Origin of the sequence: Variovorax restrictus, from assembly GCF_051216715.1 — a bacterium.
In the GTDB taxonomy this organism is placed as follows: domain Bacteria; phylum Pseudomonadota; class Gammaproteobacteria; order Burkholderiales; family Burkholderiaceae_C; genus Variovorax.
In genome coordinates this window covers 844,318-870,201 of sequence record NZ_JBPJZH010000001.1, presented here as the reverse complement: position 1 = coordinate 870,201, position 25,884 = coordinate 844,318, and the positions used below count along the sequence as shown (strand labels likewise).

The following is a 25,884-nucleotide window of genomic DNA, read 5'->3' as shown; positions in this document are numbered from 1 at the left end:
CATTCCCATGGCCACCCAGGACGACAAGCCCAAGGACCCCATCAAGGACTCGGCCCAGCAGATCTGGCTGGCCGGGCTGGGCGCCTTCGCCAAGATGCAGCAAGAGGGCAGCAAGGCCTTCGAGGCGCTGGTGAAGGACGGCGCCGGTCTTCAGAAGAAGACGCAGCAGGCGGCCGAAGAAACGATGAGCCAGGCCCAGACCCGCATGGCCGGGCTGGCCAGTGAGTTCGGCGCGAAGGCCAGTGGCGGCTTCGGCAAACTCGAGAACATCTTCGAAGAACGCGTGGCACGGGCATTGGCGCATCTGGGCGCGCCCTCGGCGGCCGAATTCGCGGCGCTGCAGGCCCGCGTCGAAGCGCTCGAGGCACGGCTGGCCACGCAGAAGCCCGCGGCGGCAGCGTCGCGCAAGCCACCGAGCCGCGGCACGGCCAAGGCCGGTGCTGCAGCCGCCAAGGCCGCGAAGCCGTCGCGCCGCCGCGCGCCGCGTGCAGACAAACCCTGATCCAGCCTCTGCTGGCCCTGATTAGGGGGCACGACCCGCATGCCCACATAGGCCCCTTTGCGCTAGAGTGGCCCTGAAGAGACAACCGGGGCTCCCACATGGCCAAGAAGGCGCCGCGCCGCACTGCAGAGCGCATCCTTGAAGCAGCGCTCGACCTGTTCAATCGCTTCGGCGAGCCGAACGTGTCGACCACGCTCGTGGCCGGTGAACTGAACATCAGCCCCGGCAACCTCTACTACCACTACCCCGCCAAAGACGAGCTGATCAACCGGCTCTACAGCCAGTACGAAGTGGAGCTGGAAGAACTGCTGCACGCGAGCGAAGGCGTGCACGACGTGGAAGACGCTTGGTTCTTCATGCACAGCCTGTTCGAGCTACTGTGGCGCTACCGCTTCCTCTACCGCGACCTCAACGACCTGCTGAGCAACAACCGCCACCTGGAGACGCAGTTCCAGCTCGTGCTGCAGAAGAAGGCCGCGGCCATCCGCACGCTGCTGGCCGGCCTGGGCGCGGCGGGGCACCTGGACATCGACCCGCGCGAGGTCGACACGCTTGCGCAGAGCATGGTGGTGGTGCTGACCTACTGGCTGAGCTACGAGTACGTGCGCAATCCGCGCGAGGCGCTCGAGCCGGCCCATGCGCAGAGCGCGCTGATGCGCGGCGCGCACCACACGCTGCACCTGATGGCGCCCTACCTCGCACCCGAGCAGCGGCGGCATCTCTTAACGTTGAGCAGCGCCTACGAGCGCGACGATCTGGCGATGGCCGCCTGACCGGCCGCGACCCACACGCCCCACCCGCCCCCACCAGGAGCACGACACCATGACTCCCGATCTGCGCCCCGTGTCGCTGCTCCCGCCCGGCTGCCATGCGCCCACCGCGCAGGCCGGCCGGTGGGCACCGCTGCCCTACGCCGACCTGCCGTGCTTCGACACGCCGCGCCTGCTCGCCGCCTGGCCGCGCCTGCATGCCGGCAACCCGCTGCCGCCGCCTGCGCCGGGGCCGCTGGCCGAGGGCTGGGTCTGCTACCACAACGGCGAGTTCGAGCGCGCCGCCGCGATCGGGCTGCAGCACGGCGCCGAAGGACTGATGCTGGCCAACCAGGCCACCGCGATCTATGCCAACTACGTCGAACCGCGCGAAGCCGTGCGGCTCGCGCTCTTCCTGCAGGTGGCCGAGCGCGCCGCCGGGCAGGCAGCCGTCGAGCCGCACAACGCCCACGCACTGTTCTGGCAAGCCTATGCCCTGGGGCGCTATGCCCAGGGCATCAGCGTGGCGCGCGCGTTGGCGCAGGGGCTGGGCACGCGCGTGAAGACGGTGCTGGAGCGCGTGATCGCCCTGGAGCCGCATCACGCCGACGCCCATATCGCGCTGGGCGCCTTCCACGCCGAGGTGATCGACAAGGTCGGTGCGCTGGTGGGCCGCATGACTTACGACGTGAGCGCCGAGGCCGCGCTCGCGCTGTTCGAGCGCGGACTGGCCCTGAATCCGTCGTCGGCCAGCGGCTGGATGGAATACGCGCGGGGCCTGCTGATGCTGCAGGGCGATCGGCGGCTGGTCGACGCGATGAACCTCTACGAACGCGCCGCGGCGGTGGTGCCGGCCGACGCGCGCGAGCGGCTGGATGTCGAGCTCGCCCGCGCCGGGCTGACCGACTGACGGCAGCGCGCGGTGGGCGTCACTTAAGATGCCCAGCCCATTCGCCAACGCCCGCCCATGTCCGACCTGAACTCCCTTTTCGAGGCCGCCCAGGCCAACTCCAAGCTGCTTGCCGAACGCCCGGACAACCCGACGCTGCTGAAGATCTACGGCCTGTTCAAGCAGGCGACCGAAGGCGACAACGCCGCCAAGCGCCCGAGCTTCAGCGACGTGGTGGCGCGCGCCAAATGGGACGCCTGGACAGCGCAGAAGGGCCTGTCGGCCGACGATGCGAAGCAGAAGTACGTCGAGCTGATCGAGTCACTGCGCGGCTGAGGGCCTCGCCCTGTTGGCCATGTCGGCCGTGTGCGCCGGCGGAGCCACCGCCTGCAGCGCGGCGTGGCGCTCGTCCTTCGGCAGCGACTCCAACTTCTTGACCGCCGCGTAGAAGCGCGGCCAGTCGCGGCCTTCGCGCTCGAACAGCGCCTCGAAGCCCGGCACCAGGTCGTCGTAGGCGGCCTGGGCGCCGAAGGTCGCGTTGTTGGCACGTGCGGCCCAGGCGTCGTATGCGGCCTGTCGCTGCGGCGGCCAGCCGTTGCGCAGCGACGCGAAGTCCGCGCGGAAGGCCGCCATCGCCTCGCGCTTCATGGCCTCCACCGCCGACCAATCCTTCGCCTCGGCCTGCGGCGAGGTGTAGACCGCCTGCAGCCGCCGCCGCGTCGCGAAGGTGAGCGCACGAAACTGCTGGCGCCGCGCGTCGTACTGCACGTATTCGGCGCGCGCCGCGTCGCTGGCCTGCGTCGCCAGCCAGCGCGCGCCGCCGATGCTCTCGACCGCGGTGGCGAAGGACTCGTTGAAGAGCGTGTCGTCCGCCACGTACAGCTGCTGGTGCGACAGCTCGTGGAAGATCAGCCGCGCCAGCTCGCCTTCGGGGTAGCCGATGAAGGTGCTCAACAGCGGGTCGCCGCCGGCCCAGTTGAGCCAGCCGAGCGTGGAGTAGGCCGGCACCGGGTAGACGGCGGCCTCCAGCCCCTGCGCGCGCTGCGCGTCGGCTTCGGCCTTTGCTTGCGCCTCGTCGTAATAACCGCGGTAACCCACGCAACCCGCGACCGGGAAGCACCAGGTCTTGAGCGTGAGCGAATACGGCGGCGCGGCCACCACGTTCCACACCGCGGCGTTGCGGTGCAGGTCGGCGTAACCGGTGTAGCTGGGGTTGTCCGGCAGGTGCAGTTCGGTCACGGCGAAGCGGCGGATGCGCTGGGTGAGTTCGAGCTTGGTCTTGAGCGCGGCGGGCGTGGTCGGGTCGTCGAGCCACTGCGGCACCGGCCGCGCGGCGCGCATCACGTCGAGGTGGCCGCTGGCCGATTGCCAGTAGTAGCCGAGGTCGGCGCAGCCGGCGAGCAGGCTGGCAGCCCCCAGCATGAGAGCAGCGGCAACGCGACGCGCCATCGCCTCAGCTGGCATCGGACTGTTCGACTTCAACCAGGCAGTCGTAGAAGGTCGGTCCGCGCCCGATGTCGGTCAGGCGCTGGCTCGTCAGCTCGTTGACGTTGGTGCCGTCGAAGCCGAGCTTCCGCCACCAGATGCCCATGCCATGCACCACGCCCGGCCGCGCGCGGCGCGACACCTCGGCGCGGCAGCGGTGCTCGCCGCGCTGGTTGAACACGCGCACCATCGCGCCGTCGGCGATGCCGCGAGCGGCTGCGTCGTCGGCGTGTATCTCCAGCAGCGGCTCGCCTTCGATGGCGCGCAGGCTGGTCACGTTGACGAAGGTGGAGTTGAGGAAGTTGCGCGCCGGCGGCGAGATCATCGCGAGCGGGAACTGCGTCGAGCTGCCCACTGCCTCGTGGTTGGGCACATGGTTCGGCAGACCATCCTGGCCCTGGGCGGCGAGGCGTTCGCTGAAGAACTCGCAACGGCCCGAGGGCGTCGGGAAGTTGCCCTCGGCGTAGGGCGCGTCGGGCAGGCGAAGCGTCGTGAAACCCTGCGCATGCAACTGCGCGACGTCGATCGCACCCGGCGCGAAGGCGGCGGCGCACAGCGCCTCGTCGTCGTCGGAGAAGCAGGGTTCGTCGAAGCCCATGCGACGTGCCAGCTCACGGAACACCCAGGCGTTGCTGCGCGCCTCGCCGCGCGGCGCCACGGCCGGGCGGTTGAGCAGCACGTCGGTGTGGCCGTAGCTGGTGTGGATGTCCCAGTGCTCGATCTGCACCGTGGCCGGCAGCAGGTAATCGGCGTAGTCGGCCGTGTCGGTGCGGAACTGCTCCAGCACCACGGTGAAGAGGTCGTCGCGCGCGAAGCCGGCGGCGACCTTGCCCGACTCCGGCGCCACCGCGACCGGGTTGCTGTTGTAGACCACCACGGCCTTCACCGGCGGGCCGTTCGACAGCGCAGGCGCGTCGCCGGTGAGCGCATCGCCGATGCGCACCATGTTGATGGTGCGCGGCCGGCGGCCAGCCAGCAGGTCGGGCCGCTGCAGCGCGGCGCGGTCGATCGGGTACAGGCCCGAGCTGCTCAGCAGCAGGCCGCCCGCGCGGTGCCGCCAGGCGCCGACCAGCGCCGGCAGGCAGGCGATGGCGCGTGCCGCATTGCCGCCGCCATGCACCCGCTGCATGCCGTAGTTCAGACGAATGGCCGCGGGCTTCGTCTGCCCGTAGTCGCGGGCCAGCGCCACGATCTGCGCCTCGGGCACGCCGCACACCGCGGCGGCGCGGGCCGGCGGCCATTGCAGGGCGCGCTCGCGCAGGGCATCCCAGCCGACGGTGTGGCGTGCGATGTAGTCGTGGTCGAGCCAGTCGTGGACGATCAGCTCGTGCATCAGCGCGAGCGCCAGCGCGCCGTCGGTGCCCGGCAGCAGCGCGATGTGCTCGTCGCACTTGTCGGCGGTTTCGGTCTTGCGCGGGTCGATGCACACCAGCTTCGCGCCGGCGCGCTTCGCCGCCTGCGCGTGGCGCCAGAAGTGCAGGTTGCTGGCGATCGAGTTGCTGCCCCAGATGAGGATCAGCTTCGCCTCGGCGAAGAACTCGACCCGCATGCCCACCTTGCCCCCCAGGGTCAGACTTAGGGCCTCACCCCCTGCGGTGGAGCAGATCGTGCGGTCCAGCAGCGAGGCGCCGAGCTTGTGGAAAAAACGACGGTCCATCGATTCGCCCTGCACCAAACCCATGGTGCCGGCGTAGCTGTAGGGCAAAATCGTTTCTGAACTGTTACCTTCTGTTAGATTCTGCAACCGGCGCGCGATGTCGTCGAGCGCGCTGTCCCAGTCGACGCGCTCGAACTGGCCGGCACCTTTGGGGCCGACGCGTTTCATGGGGTAGAGCAGCCGGTCGGGGTGGGCGGTGCGCTCGAGGTAGCGGGACACCTTGGTACACAGCACGCCGCCGGTGTGCGGATGGTCCGGGTTGCCCTGCAGCTTGATGGCCTGGCCGTCCTGCACGGTGGTGACCAGCGCGCAGGTGTCGGGGCAGTCGTGCGGACAAGCGCCGAGCACGGTGATGGCGGTTGTGGGAGACGTCGAAGAAGAAGCGGTGGCAGCGACCATCGGCCGAGTCTAGTTCCAGTCCTTGATATTGGCGCGAGCACGCGCGGAGGTTCGTTTCGATGATCAATCGCAGACATTTCTCGGTGGCAGCCGGTGCGGCCGCACTCGGTGGCTTTCAGCTGGCACGCGCGCAGAGCGAGATGCCGATCGTGCTGGGCCAGTCGGCCCCGTTCAGCGGGCCGGCCTCACAACTGGGCATCCAGTTCTACCAGGGCGCCAAGCTGTACCTCGACCAGTACAACGCCGTGCCCGGTCACCGCGATGTCGAGATCAAGTTCCTGGACGACGGCTACGAGCCCGACCGCACCGCCGCCAACACGCAGAAGCTGATCGCTGACGACGCCTTCGCGCTGTTCGGCTACATCGGCACGCCGACCAGCCTGGCCGCCCTGCCACTGGCCGTGAAGGACCGCGTGCCCTTCATCGCGCCTTTCACCGGCGCCATGGCGCTGCGCGAGCCGTTCCACCGCAACGTGTTCCACCTGCGCGCCTCGTACAACGACGAGACCGCGCTGATCGTCAAGCAGCTCACCAACCTGGGCCTGAAGAAGATCGCGGTCTTCTACCAGAACGATGCCTATGGCAAGGCCGGCCTGGACGGCGCCACACTGGCGCTGACGCAGCTCGGCCTCCAACCTGCCGCCCTGGCGACGGTGGAGCGCAATTCGGTCGACGTGGCCGCTGCCGTCAAGACCATCACCGCCGCCAAGCCCGACGCGGTGATCCAGGTCAGCGCCTACAACTCGTGCGCGGCCTTCATCCGCGAAGCCCGCAAGTCGGGCTACGGCGGCACTTTCTACAACGTGTCTTTCGTCGGCACCCAGGCGCTGGCAGATGCGCTCGGCAAGGACGGTGCCGGCGTCGTCGTCACGCAGGTGGTGCCCTCGCCGTACAGCCCGGCGAACGCCATCACGCGCGAATTCAGCGACGCCGCGAAGAAGAGCGGCGGCGCCACCAAGGCGAACTTCTCGAGCATGGAAGGCTACCTGGCCGCCAAGGTGCTGACCGAAGGCCTGCGCCGCGCGCCGGGCAAGCTCAGCCGCGACGGCCTCATCCAGGGCCTGGAGACCATCGACCGCCAGCAGTTCGGCGGCTTCGAGGTGTCCTTCTCGCCGAAGAACCACGTGGCGTCGAAGTTCGTCGAACTGTCGATGATCACGGGCGACGGGCGCATCCGCACCTGATCGTTCCGCAGCGGCTCAGCCACGCACCTTCGCGAACACCTTCCAGAAGGTGGCGTCCTGCGCCGTCGCGAAGTTGATGCGCATCAGCGTGCTCGGCGGCCGGCGCGCATGGAACAGCGAACCGGGCGCCAGCAGGTAGCCCTCGTCGAGCATGCGCTGGGTCAGCGCGTCGGTGTCGACGCCGGTGTCGACCCAGCCGAACAGCCCCGCCGGTTCCGATTCGAAACGGCAGCCGTGCGCCAGCGCCAGCTTCACCGTGCGGGCGCGAGCGCCGTCGAGCCGGAGGCGCACCCGCTCGGCGTGCCTCCGCAGCTGGCCCTGGTCGATGCACCAGGCCAGCGCCCGCTCGAACAGCGCCGGTGTGGTGAGCGTGGCCAGCAGCTTGGTTTCCAGCAGGCGGCCGAACAGCGCCGGCGCGGCCGCCAGATAGCCGATGCGCCAGTTGGGCGCGAGGATCTTCGCGAAGCCGCTCACGTAGATCGTGCGCTGCAGCCCGTCGAGCGCGCACAGGCGAGTCGCGTGCTCGGGCGCGAGGTGGCTGTAGGTGTCGTCCTCGACGATGTGGAAGTCGTGGTGGTTGGCCAGTTGCAGCACCCGGTGCGCGCTGCCCGGCGACAGGCTGTAGCCGGTCGGGTTGTGCAGCACGCTCACGCTGACGAAAAGCTTGGGTTGGTGGGTTTCGCAGTACTGCGCCATCACCGCCAGGTCGGGCCCGTCGGCACGTCGCGGCACCGGCAGGATGCGCATGCCCAGCGCCTCGAGCCGGGCGAACTCGATGGCCCATCCGGGCTCCTCGACCATCACCGGGTCGCCGGCGCGCAGCAGGGTGCGGCTCACGATGTCGAGCGCATGCGTGGCACCGATGGTGGTGAGGATCTGCTCGGGCGCCGCCGGGATGTTGATGCCCATCAGCTTCTGCGACAGGCTGCGGCGCAGCGCGCTGTCGCCCGCCGGTTCGCCGTACTGCAGCGAGATCTCCTGCAGCGCGCGGGTGCCGGTCAGGCGCCGCAGCGAGGTCGGCATGAAGGTCGAGTCCATCCAATCGGGCGGGAACACGCCCATGCCGGGCTGCGGCTTGTCGCTCTGGCGGTGGAACATGCCGCGGATGAGCGAGCTGGCGTCGGCCGGCACGCCACCCATCCGGACGGTGCTGACGGGCATGCCGTCGCGCGCGGGCCGCGGCGCCATCGCGGACGCCGATGCCGCCGGCGCCGGTGCCGCGTCTCGCACGAAGAAACCGCGCTGGCGCCTTGCTTCCACCAGACCCTGCGCCAGCAACTGGTCATAGGCGGCCACCACGGTGTGCGGGCTCACGCCCTGCTGCCGCGCGCACTCGCGCACCGACGGCAGGCGCGCGCCGGGCGGCAGCAGCCGGGTGCGGATGCGCTCGGCGAAGCGGTCGGCCAGCTGGCTGGTCAGGGACTGGGTGGAGGTTCGTGTCAGCATCGCAGGCTCTGTGTCGTGCAACCGGCCGATACAGTCGACATCCATGTCTGCATAACTGTACCGGCACTGTAATGGTCATCAGTCTAGAGTGTGTGCCATGAACTGGCAAGAATTCACGGCGCTGCTGGTGATGGCCGCGGCGATGAGCTTCTCGCCCGGGCCCAACACCACGCTGTCCACCACCCTCGCGGCCAACGGCGGCCTGCCGCGGGCCATGCGCTTCGTGCTGGCGGTGCCGGTCGGCTGGTCGTTGCTGCTGGCGCTTTGCGCCGCGGGCGTCGGCGCCCTGGTGATGGCCGAGCCGGCCCTCAAGTGGGTGATCAAGGCGCTCGGCATCGCTTACCTGCTGTGGCTGGCCTTCAAGCTGAGCCGCAGCGGCGCGCTCGGCCAGACCGGCGACGCCTCGGTGCGGGTCGGCTTCGGCCAGGGCGTGATGCTGCAGTTCCTCAACGTGAAGGCCTGGCTGCTGGCGCTGACGCTGGTGGCTGGCTGGATCGCGGGGCATCCGGATGCATGGCACCGCTACGCGATCGTCGCGCCGGTGATGGTGGTGTATGCGTTGGCGAGCAACTTCGTCTATGCGCTGGTCGGCTCGCTGCTGCGCGGCTGGCTGGCCGAAGGAAGCCGGTTGCTGTGGTTCAACCGTGCGATGGCGGCGCTGCTCGTGCTCACGGCCGCGTGGATGGTGAACGCATGAGCGCGACGCCGGTGGAAGACCGCCCCCTCGGCATGCGCCGCGAGACGCTCGGCATGTGGCTGGGCGTGCTCGGCGTGGCGCTCTTCGCGGTCACGCTGCCGATGACCCGCATGGCCACCGGCACCCAGGCGGCACCGCAGCTCTCGCCCTGGTTCGTGACCTTCGGGCGCGCGGCGCTGGCGGGCGTGCTGTCGATCCTCGTGCTGGGCGCGATGCGCGCGCCGCGCCCCGAGCGCCATCAATGGAAGCCGCTCGGCATGGCCGTGCTGGGCAACGTGATCGGTTACCCGCTGCTGCTCGGCTATGCACTGCGCGCCGTCACCGCCAGCCATGCGGCCGTGGTGACCGCCCTGCTGCCGCTGGCCACCGCCGCCATCGCGGCCTGGGTGCTGCACCAGCGGGCGCGGCTGGGCTTCTGGGTCTGCGCCGTGATCGGCAGCGGGCTGGTCGTGGCCTTCTCGCTGCTGCGGGCCTGGCAGCAGGGCCACGGCTTCGGCTTCGAATGGGCCGACCTGCTGCTGGTGGGCGCGGTGCTCGCCGCGTCCTTCGGCTACATCTACGGCGCGCAGGTCACGCCCGCGCTCGGCGCCGAGCGGGTGATCTGCTGGGTCTGCGTGATGGCGCTGCCGGTGACGCTGCCCGGCGCCCTGCTCACCTGGCCGTCGCAGCCGGTCGCGTGGACGGCCTGGGCGGGGCTGGCCTACGTCGGCGTGTTCTCGATGTGGATCGCCTTCTTCGCCTGGTACCGCGGGCTCGCCATGGGCGGTGCGCTGCGGGTGAGCCAGGCGCAGTTGCTGCAACCCTTCCTGTCGATCCTCGCGGCCGTGCCGCTGCTCGGCGAACCGCTCGACGTGGTCACGCTCGGCTTTGCGCTCGCCGTGGTCGCCACCGTGCTGATCGGCAAGAAACTCTCCCAGCCCGCGCGCTGACGCGGCACACTTTTCAGTTCAGCCCCAGACAACGACAACGCTCTGCATCCAAGGAAGCAACATGACGACATGGAAGATGGCCGCCCGCGCCGAGAAGATGAACCCCTCGGTGCTGCGCGAGATCCTCAAGGTGACCGACCAGCCCGGCATCATCAGCCTAGCCGGCGGCCTGCCCTCGCCCAAGACCTTCCCGATCAACGCCTTCGCCGAGGCCTGCGCCCACGTGCTGGCCAACGACGGTGCAGCCGCGCTGCAGTACGCCGCGAGCGAAGGCTACGGCCCGCTGCGCCAGGCGGTGGCCGACATGCTGCCCTGGAACGTCGACCCGGCGCAGGTGCTGATCACCACCGGCTCGCAGCAGGGCCTCGACCTGGTGGCCAAGGTGCTGATCGACCCGGGCAGCCGCGTGCTGGTCGAGACGCCGACCTACCTCGGCGCGCTGCAGGCCTTCGGGCCGATGGAGCCGACGCCGGTGAGCGTGGCGAGCGACGACGAAGGCGTGATCGTGGATGACCTGGTGGCCAAAGCCAAGGACGCGCGCTTCATCTACCTGCTGCCCAACTTCCAGAACCCCACCGGCCGCACCATGAGCGAGGCGCGCCGCGCCGCCGTGTCGGCCGCCGCGAAAGCCGCCAACCTGCCGATCATCGAAGACAACCCCTACGGCGACCTGTGGTTCGACGAAGCGCCGCCGCTGCCGCTGACCGCGCGCAACCCCGAGGGCTGCATCTACCTGGGCTCCTTCTCGAAGGTGCTGGCGCCGGGGCTGCGCCTGGGCTTCCTGGTGGCGCCGAAGGCGATCTACCCGAAGCTGCTGCAGGCCAAGCAGGCGGTCGACCTGCACACGCCGATCTTCACGCAGCGCATGGTGGTCGAGGTGATGAAGGACGGCTTCCTGGCGCGCCACGTGCCGACCATTCGCGCGCTGTACAAGCGCCAGCGCGACGCCATGGCCGCGGCCCTCACGCGTGAGATGAAGGGCCTGGACGTGACGTTCAACGCGCCCATCGGCGGCATGTTCATGTGGGCGCGCCTGCCCGAGGGCATCGACACCGTGAAGCTGCTGCCCAAGGCGGTGGAGCGCGGCGTGGCTTTCGTGCCCGGCGCGCCCTTCTACGCCGACGGCCAGGGCGACCCGCGCACGCTGCGGCTGTCCTTCGTGACGGCCAGCGTCGACGAGATCGACACCGCCATCGCCGCCCTGGCGGCGACCCTGCGCGAGCAGCTGGCGCACGATGCCGCGGCCCGCGTGCAGCGCGAACTCGCGGCCACCTGAGGAACACGCACATGCTCAACATCTGGGGCCGCATCAGTTCGATCAACGTGCGCAAGGTGGTCTGGTGCGCGCAGGAGCTGGGGCTCGACTTCCAGCGCACGGAGGCCGGCGGAAAGTTCGGCGTGGTGCAGACGCCCGACTACCTGGCCCTCAACCCGAACGCGCTGGTGCCCTGCATCGACGACGGCGAGGGCGAGGCACGCGTGGTGCTGTGGGAGTCGAACGTGATCGTGCGCTACCTCTGCGCCAAGCACGCATCGGGCACGCTCTACCCCGAACCGCTGCCCCAGCGCTTCGACGCCGAACGCTGGATGGACTGGCAGCAGACCGCGCTGAACCCGGTGAGCGCCGGCGCCTTCAAGCAATGGATCCGCACGCCCGTGGCCGAACGCGACAGCGCGGTCATCGAACGCTCGGTGCGCGCCACCGAGCCGCTGTTCGCGCTGCTCGACGCGCACCTGGCCACGCGCGCCTTCATGCTCGGCGACGCGTTCACCATGGCCGACATCCCGCTCGGCTGCGAGGCGCACCGATGGTTCGGCCTGCCGCCCACCGAGTACACCCGGCCTGTCTGGCCGAACGTCGAGCGCTGGTTCGCCGACCTGAAGGCACGCTCCGCCGCACGCGGCGTGCTCGACCTCCCATTGGAATGACATGACCCCCACGCTCCGTCACTGCGTGTACTCGCTGCCCCCCGAGGGGGCCGCAGCCCGCCTTGGGGCGGCCCGGCGGCGGGCTCTTCCTCTTTTTTATCCAGTCCTATGAAGCATCGCCCCTTCCAGCAAGTCGACGTGTTCACCGCCGTCCCCTACCGCGGCAACCCGCTCGCGGTGGTGCTCGACGGCACGGACCTGGACGACGCCGAGCTGCAGCGCTTCGCGCAGTGGACCAACCTGTCGGAAACCACCTTTCTATTGCCGCCGACCGACCCGGCCGCGGACTACCGCGTGCGCATCTTCACGCCCGGCAGCGAGCTGCCCTTCGCCGGCCACCCGACCCTCGGCAGCTGCCATGCCTGGCTGCGCGCTGGCGGCCAGCCGAAGTCGGGCGACCGCATCGTGCAGCAGAGCGCCGTCGGCCTGGTGGCGATCCGCCGTGACGGCGAGCGGCTCGCCTTCGCGGCGCCGCCGGTGACGCGCAGCGCACCGAGCCCGAGCGTGCTGGCGCGGGTGGCCGCCGCGCTCGGCCTGAAGGCGGCGCAGATCCGCGGGGCGCAGATGCTCGACAACGGCCCGGTCTGGCTGGGCCTGCTGCTCGACGACGTCGACACCGTGCTCGCGCTCAAGCCGGACCACCGCGCGCTCAAGGAACTGCGGCAGAAGGTCGGCGTGGCCGCCGTGCCGAACGCGCCCGACGAAGCGCCCGCGCTCATCGGCCGCTCCAACCGCGAAGCACGCGCCTTCGGCGCCCGCGCGCAGCCCGCGCCGGTCGGCCTCGAGGTGCGCGCCTTCGCGGCGCCCATCGGCGTCGAGGAAGACCCGGTCACCGGCAGCTTCAACGCCAGCATCGCGCAGTGGCTCATCGCCGACGGCCACGTGCCCGAGCGCTACGTCGCCGGCCAGGGTCAGTGCATGGGCCGCGACGGGCGGGTGCACATCGAACGCGACGCCGATGGCCAGGTGTGGGTCGGCGGCGATGCCGTGACCTGCATCGAAGGCAGCGTGCACCTGTGAGGACATCGCACGACCGCGCGCAGACCGACCACCTCGTCGTCGCGGCCCGCACGCTCGACGAGGGCGTGGCCTGGTGTGAGGCCACGCTGGGCGTAACGCCCGGCCCCGGCGGCGCGCACCCGCTGATGGGCACGCACAACCGGCTGATCTCGGTGGCGACCGATGCGTTTCCGCAGGTCTACCTGGAGGTCCTCGCGATCGACCCAGCAAAGCAACCGACGCGCGGCGATGGACTGCATCGCTGGTTCGACCTCGACGACGCCGCGCTGCAAGCGGACCTGGCGCAGCACGGGCCGCGGCTGATCCACTTCGTCGCCCGCGTGCCCGATGCGGCCGCGGCGCTGCACGCGCTCGCCGCGGGCCCCACGCCCATCGACCGTGGCCCGCTCGTCGAAGCCTCGCGCGACACGGCGGCCGGCCGGCTCGACTGGAAGATCAGCGTGCGCGACGACGGCCAGCGCCTCTTCTATGGCGCGCTGCCGACGGTGATCGAGTGGGGGCCCGTGCATCCGGCCGACACGATGCCGCCGTCGGGCGTCACGCTGACCGGCCTGCATGCGACGCACCCGCGCCCGGAGATGCTGCAGGCCGCGCACGCGGCCATGGGGCTGACGCAGGTGCCGGTGAAGGCCGGCCCGCCCAACCTCGTGGCTGTGCTGCAGACGCCGCGCGGCACCGTCACGCTCGAATCCAAAGGCACCTAGCGCCCGCAACCGTGCTTTGTAGATTCGGCAGGCAGTTCACTCCCCCGTCAGATCACACCATCCGCCTGCAGGCGGATCAAACGGTCTGGCGTCACACCCACCTCGCCGAACACCGCCTCGTTATCCTGGCCGGTACGCGGCCCCACGGTGGGCGTTTCCGCCGTCCGGCCCACGAAGCGGGGAACCGCGGCGGGCGCGGGAATCGCGCCGAGTTCGGGGTCTTGAAGCTCGACCATCGCACCACGCGCGCGGTAATGCGGATCCTCCACCACATCGGCGATGGAGTAGACCTTGCTGAACGGCACCTCGTGGTGCTCGAGCGCGGCCGACAGCGCCTGCAGAGACAGCCCCGCGCACCACGCGGCCACGATGTCGTCGATCGCCGCATGGTGGCGCGTGCGTTCGACATTGGTCGTGAAGCGCGGGTCCGTGGCCAGCGCCGGCTGCGCCATCGCCGTCGCCAGGCGCACGAAGATCGGGTCGGACGAACCGACCAGCGTCACCCACGCGCCGTCGGCGGTCTTGTAGACGTTGGACGGTGCCGTGTACCCGGCGCGCGAGCCCGTGCGCTCGCGCGCCACGCCGGAGAACCGGTACTCTGCGGCGAGTGGGTCCAGCAGGCGCATCATGGCCTCGGTCGCCGACAGGTCGATCTCCACGCCGCGCTGCTGATCGCGCGGCACGGCGTTGCGCTCGGCCAGTGCGGTGGCGATGGCGACCGCGCCGAACAGACCCGCCACGGCGTCCCCCAGCGGATAGTTCATGTGCTGCGGGGGCCCGTCCGACTCGCCGGTGAGATGCGCGAAGCCGCTCATGGCCTCGAAGATGCGGGCGAAGCCGGGCTTGCGCGCATACGGCCCGGTCTGCCCGAAACCCGTGAGCCGCAGGACGATCAGGCGGGGGTTGCGTGCGTGCAGTGTCGCGAGATCGAGCCCCCAGCCGTCCAGCGTGCCGGTGCGGAAGTTCTCCACGAGCACGTCGAAGCCTTCGATCAGTTGCAGAAACAGGTCACGACCTTCGGCCTTGCGCACGTCCAGCGAGATGCCCTTCTTGCCCCTGTTGGCCGTCTTCCAGAACAACGCATGGCCTTCGTGCACCGGGGCCAGACCGCGCAGGGCATCGTTGCCACGGGGCAGTTCCAGCTTGACGACCTCGCCGCCCATGTCGCCGCAGAGCGTGGCCGAGAAGGGAGCCGCCAGCACCGTCGCCATGTCCAGGATGCGGGTGCCGCGCAGGGGGTAGCCGGTCTGCTGCATCAGTTGGTCCGCAGGTCCATCGACTTGAGCACCGGATCCCAGGCCGCCCGATCGGCCTTGATGCGCTCTTCATACGCGGCAGCGCTGGGGTTGAGCGTGGTCGCGCCGAGCTTGGCGAGCTTCTCCTTCATGGCAGGCGTGGCCAGCACCTTGACGAGCGCGCGGTTGACCGTGTCGATCACATCCTTCGGGGTGCCCTTGGGGGCGACCAGCCCCACCCACAAGCCGGCATCCAGACCGGGCAGGCCGACCTCGGTGAAGGTGGGCACGTCGGGCACCGAGGCCGAGCGTGTCTTGCCGGTTTGCGCAAGGATGCGAATCTGCCCGCTCTGCATGTAGGGGAGCGTGCCGCCCAGGTTGTTGCACATCACCGGGATGTGGCCGGCCATCAGGTCGTTGACGGCGGGCGCATTGCCCTTGTAGGGAACGTGTTGCAGCTTGGTCTTGATCCGGTGGTACACCATCTCGCACACCAGGTGCGATGGCGTGGCCACACCGGCCGAGCCGAAGGACAGGGAGCCCGGCTTGGCCTTGTCGGCCGCCACCAGGTCGGAGAACGTCTGGTAAGGCGTCTTGGCGTTGACCGCGATGACGTTGGGCAGGTCGGCCACGAGCCCGATGCCGACGAAGTCGTCGACCGGGTTCCATTTCAGCTCGCGATGGACGTAGGGAAGGAACACGTTGGTCAGTCCGGCCATCAGCAGCGTGTAGCCGTCCGGCGCGGCCTTCGCCACGAACTCCGACCCGATGAGGCTGCCGGCGCCCGCCTTGTTCTCCACCACGACCGATTGACCGAGCGCCGCCCCCAGATCGACCGCCACCGTGCGGGCCACGAGGTCGGTGCTCCCTGCCGCCGGGAAGGGCACGATCAGCTTGATCGGCTGATCCGGATAGGCCGCGAGACTCGCGCCGGCGCCGAGTGCGGCGGCCAGCGCGAGGGCGGTGCGCAGAAAGAGGGGGCTGTTCATGGGATGTCTCCTGTTGTGGTGGATAGAAATCGGCGCCCGAGCGTGGCGCGGTGCAATTCGGAGGCACCGTCGTAGATGCGGAACGGGCGCAGTTCGCGCAGGATGAGCGCGACCGGCGTGTCGTCGGACATGCCGAGCGCGCCCATCAATTGCGCCGCCCGGTCGGCCACGCGGTAGAGGGCCTCGGAGACGAACACCTTCGTCATCGCCGATTCCGTCTTGACCGGCAGCCCGGCATCCATGCGCGCAGCGCAGTCGAGCGTCATGAGGCGGCTGGCGTGCAGGTCCATGTGGCAATCCGCCACCATCGCCTGCACCTGCTGCAGATCGGCCAGCCGCGCACCGAAGGAACGGCGCTCGCCGACGTAGGCCTGCGCCAGCTCGAGCGCCCGTCGCGCACGCCCCAGCAGACGCATGCAATGCGACAGCCGTGCGGGCTCCAGGCGCTGCTGGGCATAGACGAAGCCCTGGCCCACGTCGCCCAAGACCGCCTCGTCGGGCACGAAGCAGTCCTTCAACTCGATCTCGCCGTGGCCTCCGATGGCAAAAGGGTCGATGCCGGGGATCGCGCGCAGCAGGCGGAAGCCCGGGTTCGAGGTGTCCACGATGAACTGCGTCGGCCCTTCGGTCGCCTTCGCCAGCACGATGGCGAAGCGCGCGCCGACCGCGCCGGTGATGAACCACTTGCGCCCATCGATGACCCAGCCGCCGGGCCGTCGCTCCGCGCGGGTGAGCAGCATCGAGGGGTCCGACCCCGCACCGGGCGGTGGCTCCGTCATGGCGAAGCAGGAGCGAATCTCTCCGGCGGCAAGCGGCGCCAGGTAGGTGCGCTGCTGCGCGGCGGTACCCTGGCGCAGCAGGCTGATCATGTTCGGCTGGTCAGGGGCGGCGCAGTTGAGTGCGCCCGGGCCGAGGTAGCTGCGGCCGGCCTCTTCCAGCACCACGGTGCGCTGCACCCAGGTCAAGCCCATGCCGCCTTGCTCTTGCGGCAACTGCGGCAGGTAGAGCCCCAGCGCACGGGCGACGGGCCGCAATCGAGCGAGCGCGGCATCCAGGCTCGGTGGGTCGCCCACGTGCGCATTCGTCTCGCTCGGTATCGCATGCGTTTCCACGAAGTGCCGCACGCGCTCGCGCAGCACAGCGAGGACGGGGTCGCGCTCCGCCTCCATCAGCTTCATGCCGCGTCACCCTGATGCTCACGCAACGCGAGCTTCGCGATGTTGAGCTGATGGATCTGACTGGTGCCTTCGTAAAGACGGAACAGGCGGACATCACGGTAGTAGCGCTCGATGGGGCTGAAGTCGGCGATGTAGCCGGCGCCGCCGAACATCTGCACGCACCGGTCGGCCACACGGCCGCACATCTCGGAGGCGAAGTACTTGCACATCGACGCGGAGAGCGCGACGTCCTCTCCCCGGTCGCGCGCGCGCGCGGCTTCGAGAATCATGGAGCGGGCCGCGAAGATCTCCGTGCGGCAGTCCGCGATCATGGCCTGCACCAGCTGGAAGCTGGCGACCGGCTGTCCGAACTGCTGCCGGCGCGTGGTGTGCTCGATGGCGAGCTCCAGCATGCGAATGGCCGGGCCGGTGCACAACGCAGCCAGGTGGAGCCGCTGCTTGTTCAGCACCTTCATCACCGTCTGGAAGCCGACGCCCTCCTCTTCGCCGATGACCTGGTCCGCCGGCACGCGGCAGTTCTCGAAGACGACATCGGAGACAGGCGATGCGGATTGCCCCATCTTCCGGTAGGGCGCCCCGGTGCGCAGGCCCGGACCGCGCTCCACCAGGAAAGCCGTCAGGCCCTTGTTGCCGCGCGTGCCCTCCGCCGTGCGGGCGATCACCGTGAACACGTCCGCCACGGGCGCGTTGGTGATGTAGCGCTTGAGGCCGTCGAGCACATAGTGATCGCCCTCCCTGCGGGCGGTGGTCTGGATGTTGGTGGCCTCGGAGCCCGCATCGGGCTCGGTGAGCGCCAGACAGCCGGTCAGTTCGCCGCGCGCCATCCGCGGCAGCCAGCGGGCCTTCTGGGCCTCGGTGCCGTCGGCCACCAAGGCCTCCGAGCCGATGCCGGTGTTGGTCCCGACCCGCGCACGCAGTGCCACGGAGGACTGCGACAGCTCCATCGCGCACAGCACCAGTTCCTCGGCCGTGAGGCCCCTTCCCCCGTAGGCCTCGGGAATGCTCCAGCCGAAGAACCCCCTGGCGCGCAGTTCGTCGACGACGGCGGGCGGAATCTCGCCGGCGAGATCGATCTCATCTTCGAGCGGATGCCACCGCTCGCGCACGAAGGCACGTGTGTCGGCAAGCAGGGCGTCGAGCTGGGCAGGTTGGCGAATCATGCGGCGGACTGTAGGGCGACCGCCTCGAAGGCCGAACACGCATTCCATATATCGGAACGACGATTCTTTGCGGCACGATGCGCCGACAATCTTGCGATGCGACACACCCGACCCGTGCATCAGCTCAAGGACCAGCAGGATCTGCAACGCGTGCGGGAGCAAGACCCCGACTTCTCGGGCACCCTCGCCAAGGGTCTGATGATCCTGCAGTGCTTCGTGCGCGACCCGCGGGCCCATGCAAACAGCGAATTCGCCGAACGCCTGGGCCTGCCCCGGCCCACCGTCAGCCGTCTCTGCCGGAGCCTGCAGGCGCTCGGTTTTCTCGACCACGACGATCGTCTGGACCGCTACTTCATCGGGCCGGCGGCGGTCACCCTGGGCTACCCCTATGTGATCAATACGCCGCTGCTCGCGCAACTACGGCCCGCCCTACAGTCCACGGCGGATCGATTCGAGGGGGCTGTATCGGTCGGCGTGGCCATGGACCTGGACGTGGTGTACGTGGAAACCTGCGCGCACGAGCACGGCACGCTCAAGCGTCCCGGCGTCGGCGCTGTCCGCGGCATCGTGGAGACGGCCATGGGCCGCGCCTGGCTGGCGCAACTCACCGCGGTCGAGCGCAACCGGTTCCTTGCACGCACGAAGCAGGCGCGAGCGGACGAATACGCGCGCAGCAGTCAGGGGCTGAAAGACAGCCTGTCCCACCATGCCAAGCGCGGCTTCGCCATCAACATGGGCGACGCGGGGCTCGGGGTTCTGGCGGTGGGTGTCGCCTCGAACATTCGCTACGGGTCGCGGCGTTTGCTCTTCAACTGCGCCGTGCCCGGCTATCGCGCCAAGCCTGCCGATCTGCTGGAGACGATCGGCCCGACGCTGGTGCAACTGGTGAACATGGCGGATCGGCAGGTGGGCTTGCGCTGATACGCGTGAACTTACGAACGGACGTCCGGCGGCGGCAGCCCTGACCGGCGACCGCCGCCGTTGACGCCCCCGTGCTTACCAGCGCGCCTTGACGCCGACCGAGCCCTGCACGCCGCTCTTGATGCGCGCGTCGCCGCCGACGGCGAACATCTGGCCGACTTCGCCGTAGACGCTCCAGGTCGGGTTGAGGGCCAGCGTCAGGCCGCCGGCCACTTCGCCCCAGGTGCCGCCGGTGCGGGTGGCGATGTCGGTGGGTTTGCTGTCCAGGAACGTGAAGGTCGTGATGTCTGTGCCACTCGAGGCGCGGTACAAGTTCAGGCGGCCATAGGGCTGCAGGGCGCCCAGCGAGGTGCTCATCGCGCCCTTCACCCGCACGCCGGCGCGGGCGACCCAGCCGTTGTCGCTGTCCTGCCGCACCCCGCCATCGGAGATCGACACGTCGTCGAGGTCCACGCGCTGGTAGATGAGCTGCAGCTGCGGCTCGATGGTCCAGCCCTGGCCCAGCGCGAGCGACTGGCCAATCTCGATGGACGCGGTCTGGCTGTCACCCTTGCCCGAGGCAAAGGGGTTGCCTTGCGGTTGCGCGGTGTAGCGATGGTCGCCGGCCTGCAGCACAGCGTCGGCGTAGAAACCGTTGTTCCCGTACCAGGTCGCATAAGCACCGAGGTAGCGCGAGCGCAGGTCATTGCGGCCAACACCGCGCTGCACACCACTGGCGAAGCCGTTCACGCTGATGTCGCCATCGAGCTGACCGACGTAGATGCCGGCATGCCAGTTGCCGTCGGCCCACAGGTCGGTGCCGACCTGGAAGCCGTCGAGGCGGCCCTTGCTGTCGGGCGACGCATCGCCCTGCTGCTTGACCTCGATCCCGGTGCTGATGACGCGGCCCCAGGCGTTGCGTGTGCCGCCGCTGGCGGCGCCGGCGACCGGCTCGTCGCCCATGCGCTGGTGCAGGTTGCCGAGCATCGCCCAGTCGGCCTGGCGCAACTGCTGCGGGAGCGCGGCCAAAAGCGGGACTTCGACACGGCAGTCTGCCAGCTTGCAGGGGTTGACCTCAGGGACAGTTTCGCTGACGGGTAGATTTTCGATCGGCTGAACCGGCGATGCTGGAGCAGCAGCCGCCTTCGTACGCAGATACCAGTTCTCGCCGGCTCCATTGGCATCCGCCGCGTGCAGCGTGTACTCGAAAGCACCCGCATCCACATGTCCACCCGCCAGCGCAAACGCGCTCTTCGTGGTCTGCGCGGTGGTCGTCGCGCCGTTGAGCGCGCTCACCACTTCAATGCCGTTGCCGGTGGTGCGTGCGCCCAGGCCGCCGAGGTTGGTCACCTGCACCGTGGTGCGTCCGCTGGCGCTGGCGCCCGCGCCGTTGAGCACCAGGCGGTCAGTCGCGCTGTTGCTGTCGCCGAGCGCGGTGCCCAGGCGCAGCGTGCCGCCGTTGCCGACGTAGGCGCCGGTGACGGTCAGCCGCGTGCCGGGCGCCGTGCCGACGAGCGACACCGTGCCGCTGTTGGCGAGCGATGCGACCGTCTGGCTCGCGCCGGCCAGGTCGAGCGTGGCGCCTGCGGCCACGGTGTGCGCCGAGGCCGCGCTCAGTGTGTTGACGTCGCCGGTGCGCAGCGTGCCGCTGGCCACGGTGGTGCTGCCGGTGAAGCTGTTGGCGCCCGTCAGCGTCAACGTGCCGGTGCCGGTCTTCGCGAAGTTGCCGCCCGTGCCGTTGACGACGCCGCCGTCCTGGATCACGCCGCTGATGGTGTCGTTCAAGTTCAGGCCGCCGACCGTGAGGGTGCGGGCGCCGAGACGCACGTCGCCATTGCCGTTGAGCGAGCCGATGGCGGTGGCCGCCGTGACGTTCGACACGTCGACGCTGCCCTGGTTGGTCACCGCCTGCGAGGCCAGCGTGGCCGCATTGCTCATGCGCAGGCCGGCGCCGGCGTCGACCTGGACCGCGCCGCTGCCCAGCGCGCTGGCGCCGTTCATGTCGAGCACGCCGCCCTGGACGACCGTGCCGCCGCTGTAGGTGTTGGCGGCCGTGAGTTCGAGCGTGCCGGCGCCGGTCTTGGTCAACGACCGACGACCACCGCTTTCGCCGATGGCGCCGCTCTGGCGCACGTTGCCGCTCGCGACGTCGAGCGCGGCGTTGCCGGTCAGCGTGATGGCGTTCGCGAGTTGGGTCATGCGCGTGCTGTCGTAGGCCAGCGTGGTACCGCCGGCCAGCGAGACGGCGCCGGTGCCGACCGCACTGTTGTTGGCGACGCGCAGCGTGCCGCCTTCGACGGTGGTGCCACCGGCATAGGTGTTGACGCCCGACAGCGTGAAGACGCCGGGGCCGTACTTCACCATCTTGCCGTCACCGCCCGCGACGCCGCCGTCGAAGATCGTGCCGGAGAAGTCGCCGGCACCGGTGCGCAGCGTGCTGGACCCCAGGCCGATGGTGCCGACGCCGTTCAGCGTGCCGACGGTTTCGGTCAGGTTGGGGTTGATGAATGCCAGGCCTGGCAGCAGCACGCCGTTCACGGTCGGGCCGCTGGTGCTGTTCACCGTCACGATCGAGGTGTCGGCGATCTGCTCGCTCACGCCGATGGCGGCGGTCGCGCTGTTTTCCACGGTCAGGTCGCCGGCGATGGACGTGGCGCCACCGGTGCGCAACAGGCCCATCACCAGGTTGCCGCGCAACGTCGTGAGGCCGCTGTACGTGTTCGACTGGCTGCCGACGAAGTCGACATCACCCCAGTAGTTCGGGTTGGTCGGCGCCTCGAAGATCACGCTGTGGTTGCCCGACATGACACCGCCGATGCGCAGCAGGTAAGCCACGGAGGACGGGCCGCCGAAACCGATGGTCGCGTCGGTGTTCAGGGTGACCGGGCCGGCGAGAGTGAGGCCGTATTCGCGCGAAGGCGGCTGGGAGTTCAAGGCCGGGTTGGGCGAGTTGGCCATCGTGTCGAGCGGATCGACGGTGAAGTCGCCATTGACCACCACGGCGTTGTTCAGCGTGACGCCACCGCGCAGGGTGCCGCCAGTGATCGTCAATGTGCCTGTGCCGAGCGAACCGCCGGAGGTCACTTCCAGCGCACCGCGCTCCAGCGTGGTGCTGCCGGTGTAGGTATTCACGATCTCCGGGTCGGTCAACGACAGGCGGTTGCCGAGAATCAGCAGACCGTCACCGGTCTTGGTAAAGCCCCCGCCGATGCCGTCGATGACCCCCGACTGCGTCGCCACGCCGGTGGCCACGTTCAGGCTGGTATTCCCCGGCGCCAGGGTCAGGGGGTTGGTGTTGTTATCGCCATCGGCATAGACAGGCTGCGCGACGGCAGCGCCGCCGGCGCTCAGCAGGGCCGCAGCCAGCACCACGACGGAGGCACCCCGGCCGCTGCGTGCACGGTCGACTTCGGACACGGCGACCCAGGCGCCGAGGGCGCGGTTCCAAACACTGCGATAAGACTTGTTCACGGTAGACTCTTCTTTGAAGCGCGCCCCATGACGGTGCAGAACCGAAGGAACACTGTTATACGAAAGTGTTCAATTCTTTCATAGTTAATACTTTGGTCCTCGTATCGAAGGTGCTTCTGCGCACCATCGCGTGACATTTGTCACGACAATGTCGCACCAAGGTCACAGACCTCCTGCGAGCGCTTGCTCCCGAAGCGATAGCAGCGGTCGCCGCCGTGACGTGGCAGGCGAACGTTCTGGCCACAATCGCCGCATGGGACATCTCTACCTCGTGCGCCATGGGCAGGCCAGCTTCGGTGCCGACGATTACGACCAATTGAGTGCACTGGGCCGGCGCCAGGCCGTGCGGCTGGGCCACTATTGGCGGGAGCGCGGCATGCGTTTCGACGCGGTGATCACCGGCACGCTGAAGCGGCACCGGCAGACCTGGGAAGGCATTGCCGAGGGGCTCGGCCTGGACACCCACGACGTGCTGCCCTGGCCAGGGCTCAACGAGTACGACAGCGAGGCGGTGATCGCCACCATTCACCCCGAAAAGCTGCAGAAGCCCGACACGCCCGAGCTCTACCGCCACCACTTTCGACTGCTGCGCGACGGCCTCGGCGCCTGGATGCAGGGCCGCACCGCCCCGGTCGGCATGCCGAGCTATGTGGATTTCCTGGCCGGGGTGACGACGGCGCTCGACCACGTGCGCGCCGAGCACCATGGCGCGAAGGTGCTGGTGGTGTCGAGCGGCGGGCCGATCAGCACCGCGGTCGGGCATGTGCTGGGCACCCGCCCAGAGACGACGATCGAGCTGAACATGCGCATCCGCAACACAGCCGTGACGGAGTTTGTGTTCACGCCCAAGCGGCACATGCTGCTGACCTTCAACACCCTGCCGCACCTCGACGGGCCGGATTACGAAGAGATGGTCAGCTACGCGTGACGCGCCGCCGCTACGCCTGCCAGACCCCGTAACCGAGCGAACGCAGGCGAATGCCGAGCTCGACTTCCATCGATCTCGCCTCGTCGTAACGCATGGGGTTGTAGCGTTCGTAGAGCGCCGGCAGCAGATGCAGCCCGTGGTCGGTCACGAAGCGATTGGCCTGCAGCCCGGCCTTGTGCTTGTCGAAGCGCATGTCCGGATCGAGCCCGGTCATGCCGACATAGACGAAGGGCTTGCCCAGCACATAGCCAGGGTTGGCCCGGCGGAAGCGCGCGGCATTCCACACCTGATCGTCGAGGGCGACGACATAGACGTGGTAGTGCGGGCGCCGTGCCATTCAGCGATCCGATAGGCCCCGCATGAGCCAGGGATACCGCGGAACCGGCTTCGCCGGGCCGCTGGTATCGCCCCCTTGAGGGGGAGGCGCCGCAGGCGCTTCGGGGGTGGGCTACTTCCTCTTGAGCATGCCCCAGATGAACAACAGCACGATCGCGCCGACGACCGACGCGATGAAGCCTGCGCCCTGCCCCGCCGTGTACCAGCCCATCGCCTGGCCCAGGTAGGTGGCGATCAACGAGCCGGCGATGCCGATCAGCGTGGTGACGATGAAGCCGGCCGAGTCGTTGCCCGGCTTGAGCGCACGCGCAACGAGGCCTGCGACGAAGCCGATCAGAATGGTCCAGACGATGCTCATGGTGATTCCCTTGAAGTGAAGCGGTGGGCGGAGTGAAAAAAGTGATGGCCGGGCCGCCGGCTCATGATATCGGGGCGGGCTGCGGCAGCGCCTTTGCGACGGCGCTCGCCAGCGTCGAGATGTCGAAGGGCTTGATGAGGATCGACTGGGTGCCGAGCACCCGTCCGACCTCGGCCATGTCGGCATAGCCGGTCGCCAGAATGACGGGGATGTCGCCGACCATTTCGCGCGCCCGGGCAATGACCTCGGCGCCGTTGAGCCCGGGCATGGCGTAGTCGACCACCAGCAGATCCTGCGGTGCCGCGCTCAACGCGCTCAGGCCAGCCGCACCATCGGCGGCTTCGCTCACCACGTAGCCGAGCATCGACAGGCTCTCGACGATCGCGCGGCGGACCTCGGCGTCGTCCTCGATCACCAGTACCCGCTGGCGGCGCGATGCCTGGTCTTGCGGTTCGGCGGGGGCTGCCGCGCAGCCCGCGGTCTCTCGCTCGCGCGACGCGGGAAACACCATCTCGACCTGCGTGCCGTGGCCTTCCTCGCTGCGCAACGTGGCGAGCCCACCCGACTGGCGCGCGAAGCCGTAGACCTGGCTCAGCCCCAGGCCGGTACCGCTGCCGACCGCCTTGGTCGTGAAGAAGGGGTCGAACACCTTGGTGAGCAGGTGCGCCGGAATGCCCACGCCGTCGTCGCGAATCGACACAGCGACATAGTCGCCGGGCAGCAGTTCGCCGACACCGCCGCACAGCCGGGTGGCAATCGAGAGGACGCCGCCGCCGGGCATGGCGTCACGGGCGTTCACCGCCAGATTGAGGACCGCCATCTCGAGCTGGTTGGCATCGAGCACGGCCCAGGCGGGCTCAGCGCACAGCGCGAGCTCGACCTGCACCGACGGCCCCACCGACACCCCGACCAGCTCGCGCATGCCTTCGAGCAGTGCGTTGACATCGGTCAGGCGCGGCAGCAGCGACTGGTTGCGCGCGAAAGACAGCAGTTGCCCGGTGAGCTTGGCGCCCCGCCCCACCGCGCCCTTGGCGCGCGAGGCGATGCCCAGCACCTTCTCGTCCTTGGCCACGCGTGCGACCAGGTCGAGGTTCATGTTCACCACATGCAGCAGGTTGTTGAAGTCGTGCGCGATGCCGCCGGTGAGCCGGCCGATCGCCTCCATCTTCTGCACCTGGATCAGCGCCGCCTGGGCCCGCTCGCGCTCAGCGATCTCGGCCATCAACCGGTCGTTGGCGCCAGCCAGTTCACGGGTGCGCGAGGCGATGCGCACTTCGAGTTCGGTGTTGAGGCGCTCGACCTCGGCGCGGGTGTCTTCGAGCTGCTGCAGGTGCAGCCGGGTGGCGTACTGGCGACGACGCGCGCGCACGGCCGCATCGGCGGCGCGCGCGAGCGTTTCGGTGTGCACCGGGCGCTCCAGCACAAAGGCATTGCCGAGCGTCTGGAGCAACGCGAGCGCCTGTCGCGATCGGCCGCCGGCGTCGCGGGAGGCCAGCACGATGAAGGGAAAGTCCGACCAGCTCGGCTGCGCCATGAGCCAGGCGCGAAGCGGCGCCTCTGGCACCTGCACCAGCGACTCCTCGGTCAGGATGGCCGCCGCTGCACCCCGGTCGAGGTCGGAGAGCATGGCGTCGGCGGATTCGCAGACGACCGCCACCAGCTGGATGTCCTGCAGCACCTGCTGCACGACCGAAGCGTCACGCCCCCGTGGTGCGTGGATGAGAACCCGGCGCTCCACC

Annotated in this window: 24 protein-coding genes; 13 read left to right on the top strand and 11 right to left on the bottom strand. The window is 69.4% G+C overall.

What is annotated here, in order from left to right:
• Positions 1 to 7: 7 nt before the first annotated feature.
• The 4 genes from ACSFA0_RS04080 (at position 8) to ACSFA0_RS04065 (ending at position 2,476) form a co-directional block, all read left to right on the top strand.
• The gene (locus ACSFA0_RS04080) at positions 8 to 502 is read left to right on the top strand and encodes a phasin family protein (RefSeq protein WP_435448951.1); all 495 of its coding nucleotides are present in this window, start codon (positions 8 to 10) and stop codon (positions 500 to 502) included.
• 98 nt (positions 503 to 600) lie between these two features.
• Positions 601 to 1,275, top strand: coding sequence for a TetR/AcrR family transcriptional regulator (locus tag ACSFA0_RS04075; protein ID WP_435448950.1), 675 nt, complete (start codon positions 601 to 603; stop codon positions 1,273 to 1,275).
• Positions 1,276 to 1,324: 49 nt separating this feature from the next.
• Positions 1,325 to 2,161: a tetratricopeptide repeat protein gene (locus ACSFA0_RS04070; RefSeq protein ID WP_435448949.1), complete on the top strand. Its 837-nt coding sequence runs from the start codon at positions 1,325 to 1,327 to the stop codon at positions 2,159 to 2,161.
• Between the two features lie 57 nt (positions 2,162 to 2,218).
• The gene (locus ACSFA0_RS04065) at positions 2,219 to 2,476 is read left to right on the top strand and encodes an acyl-CoA-binding protein (protein ID WP_435448948.1); all 258 of its coding nucleotides are present in this window, start codon (positions 2,219 to 2,221) and stop codon (positions 2,474 to 2,476) included.
• On the opposite strand, the gene ACSFA0_RS04060 is transcribed toward ACSFA0_RS04065, so the two are convergent.
• Positions 2,462 to 3,562: an aminopeptidase gene (locus ACSFA0_RS04060; RefSeq protein ID WP_435448947.1), complete on the bottom strand. Its 1,101-nt coding sequence runs from the start codon at positions 3,560 to 3,562 to the stop codon at positions 2,462 to 2,464. The genes ACSFA0_RS04065 and ACSFA0_RS04060 overlap by 15 nt on opposite strands.
• 31 nt (positions 3,563 to 3,593) lie before the next feature.
• The gene (locus tag ACSFA0_RS04055; RefSeq protein ID WP_435448946.1) at positions 3,594 to 5,681 is read right to left on the bottom strand and encodes a molybdopterin-containing oxidoreductase family protein; all 2,088 of its coding nucleotides are present in this window, start codon (positions 5,679 to 5,681) and stop codon (positions 3,594 to 3,596) included.
• Positions 5,682 to 5,740: 59 nt separating this feature from the next.
• On the opposite strand from ACSFA0_RS04055, the gene ACSFA0_RS04050 reads away from it, so the two are divergent.
• A complete protein-coding gene (locus tag ACSFA0_RS04050) occupies positions 5,741 to 6,865 on the top strand; it encodes an ABC transporter substrate-binding protein (protein ID WP_435448945.1) in 1,125 nt (374 codons plus the stop codon).
• Between the two features lie 15 nt (positions 6,866 to 6,880).
• On the opposite strand, the gene ACSFA0_RS04045 is transcribed toward ACSFA0_RS04050, so the two are convergent.
• A complete protein-coding gene (locus ACSFA0_RS04045) occupies positions 6,881 to 8,311 on the bottom strand; it encodes an aminotransferase-like domain-containing protein (RefSeq protein ID WP_435448944.1) in 1,431 nt (476 codons plus the stop codon).
• A gap of 97 nt (positions 8,312 to 8,408) precedes the next feature.
• On the opposite strand from ACSFA0_RS04045, the gene ACSFA0_RS04040 reads away from it, so the two are divergent.
• From ACSFA0_RS04040 to ACSFA0_RS04015, 6 genes are all read left to right on the top strand, one after another.
• On the top strand, positions 8,409 to 9,008 hold the full coding sequence (locus ACSFA0_RS04040) for a LysE family translocator (RefSeq protein WP_435448943.1): 600 nt from the start codon (positions 8,409 to 8,411) through the stop codon (positions 9,006 to 9,008).
• On the top strand, positions 9,005 to 9,937 hold the full coding sequence (locus ACSFA0_RS04035) for a DMT family transporter (protein WP_435448942.1): 933 nt from the start codon (positions 9,005 to 9,007) through the stop codon (positions 9,935 to 9,937). Before ACSFA0_RS04040 ends, ACSFA0_RS04035 begins: the two co-directional genes overlap by 4 nt.
• A gap of 61 nt (positions 9,938 to 9,998) precedes the next feature.
• On the top strand, positions 9,999 to 11,213 hold the full coding sequence (locus ACSFA0_RS04030; RefSeq protein WP_435448941.1) for an aminotransferase-like domain-containing protein: 1,215 nt from the start codon (positions 9,999 to 10,001) through the stop codon (positions 11,211 to 11,213).
• Between the two features lie 11 nt (positions 11,214 to 11,224).
• Positions 11,225 to 11,866, top strand: a complete 642-nt coding sequence (locus ACSFA0_RS04025) for a glutathione S-transferase family protein (RefSeq protein WP_435448940.1) — start codon at positions 11,225 to 11,227, stop codon at positions 11,864 to 11,866.
• 108 nt (positions 11,867 to 11,974) lie between these two features.
• Positions 11,975 to 12,886: a PhzF family phenazine biosynthesis protein gene (locus ACSFA0_RS04020; protein ID WP_435448939.1), complete on the top strand. Its 912-nt coding sequence runs from the start codon at positions 11,975 to 11,977 to the stop codon at positions 12,884 to 12,886.
• Entirely contained in the window at positions 12,883 to 13,590 is a 708-nt protein-coding gene (locus ACSFA0_RS04015) for a VOC family protein (protein WP_435448938.1), read from the top strand. Before ACSFA0_RS04020 ends, ACSFA0_RS04015 begins: the two co-directional genes overlap by 4 nt.
• 47 nt (positions 13,591 to 13,637) lie before the next feature.
• On the opposite strand, the gene ACSFA0_RS04010 is transcribed toward ACSFA0_RS04015, so the two are convergent.
• From ACSFA0_RS04010 to ACSFA0_RS03995, 4 genes are read right to left on the bottom strand one after another with little or no spacing between them, the layout of a single operon-like run.
• Positions 13,638 to 14,846 carry a CaiB/BaiF CoA transferase family protein gene (locus ACSFA0_RS04010; RefSeq protein ID WP_435448937.1) on the bottom strand — a complete coding sequence of 403 codons (1,209 nt, stop codon included), beginning with the start codon at positions 14,844 to 14,846 and terminating at the stop codon, positions 13,638 to 13,640.
• Entirely contained in the window at positions 14,846 to 15,814 is a 969-nt protein-coding gene (locus ACSFA0_RS04005) for a Bug family tripartite tricarboxylate transporter substrate binding protein (RefSeq protein WP_435448936.1), read from the bottom strand. Before ACSFA0_RS04005 ends, ACSFA0_RS04010 begins: the two co-directional genes overlap by 1 nt.
• Positions 15,811 to 16,992, bottom strand: coding sequence for an acyl-CoA dehydrogenase family protein (locus ACSFA0_RS04000; protein WP_435448935.1), 1,182 nt, complete (start codon positions 16,990 to 16,992; stop codon positions 15,811 to 15,813). Before ACSFA0_RS04000 ends, ACSFA0_RS04005 begins: the two co-directional genes overlap by 4 nt.
• On the bottom strand, positions 16,989 to 18,152 hold the full coding sequence (locus ACSFA0_RS03995) for an acyl-CoA dehydrogenase family protein (protein ID WP_435450886.1): 1,164 nt from the start codon (positions 18,150 to 18,152) through the stop codon (positions 16,989 to 16,991). The genes ACSFA0_RS04000 and ACSFA0_RS03995 overlap by 4 nt, the downstream gene beginning before the upstream one ends.
• A gap of 114 nt (positions 18,153 to 18,266) precedes the next feature.
• Between ACSFA0_RS03995 and ACSFA0_RS03990 the strand changes: the two genes are divergently transcribed.
• On the top strand, positions 18,267 to 19,073 hold the full coding sequence (locus tag ACSFA0_RS03990) for an IclR family transcriptional regulator (protein WP_435448934.1): 807 nt from the start codon (positions 18,267 to 18,269) through the stop codon (positions 19,071 to 19,073).
• 75 nt (positions 19,074 to 19,148) lie between these two features.
• On the opposite strand, the gene ACSFA0_RS03985 is transcribed toward ACSFA0_RS03990, so the two are convergent.
• On the bottom strand, positions 19,149 to 22,523 hold the full coding sequence (locus ACSFA0_RS03985) for an autotransporter outer membrane beta-barrel domain-containing protein (RefSeq protein ID WP_435448933.1): 3,375 nt from the start codon (positions 22,521 to 22,523) through the stop codon (positions 19,149 to 19,151).
• Positions 22,524 to 22,776: 253 nt separating this feature from the next.
• Between ACSFA0_RS03985 and ACSFA0_RS03980 the strand changes: the two genes are divergently transcribed.
• A complete protein-coding gene (locus ACSFA0_RS03980; protein WP_435448932.1) occupies positions 22,777 to 23,451 on the top strand; it encodes a histidine phosphatase family protein in 675 nt (224 codons plus the stop codon).
• A gap of 10 nt (positions 23,452 to 23,461) precedes the next feature.
• On the opposite strand, the gene ACSFA0_RS03975 is transcribed toward ACSFA0_RS03980, so the two are convergent.
• The 3 genes from ACSFA0_RS03975 to ACSFA0_RS03965 form a co-directional block, all read right to left on the bottom strand.
• On the bottom strand, positions 23,462 to 23,788 hold the full coding sequence (locus ACSFA0_RS03975) for a hypothetical protein (RefSeq protein ID WP_435448931.1): 327 nt from the start codon (positions 23,786 to 23,788) through the stop codon (positions 23,462 to 23,464).
• 111 nt (positions 23,789 to 23,899) lie between these two features.
• Entirely contained in the window at positions 23,900 to 24,145 is a 246-nt protein-coding gene (locus ACSFA0_RS03970; protein ID WP_435448930.1) for a GlsB/YeaQ/YmgE family stress response membrane protein, read from the bottom strand.
• A gap of 61 nt (positions 24,146 to 24,206) precedes the next feature.
• Positions 24,207 to 25,883 (bottom strand): response regulator, encoded by a 1,677-nt coding sequence (locus tag ACSFA0_RS03965; protein ID WP_435448929.1) that lies wholly within the window; start codon positions 25,881 to 25,883, stop codon positions 24,207 to 24,209.
• Position 25,884 lies beyond the last annotated feature (1 nt).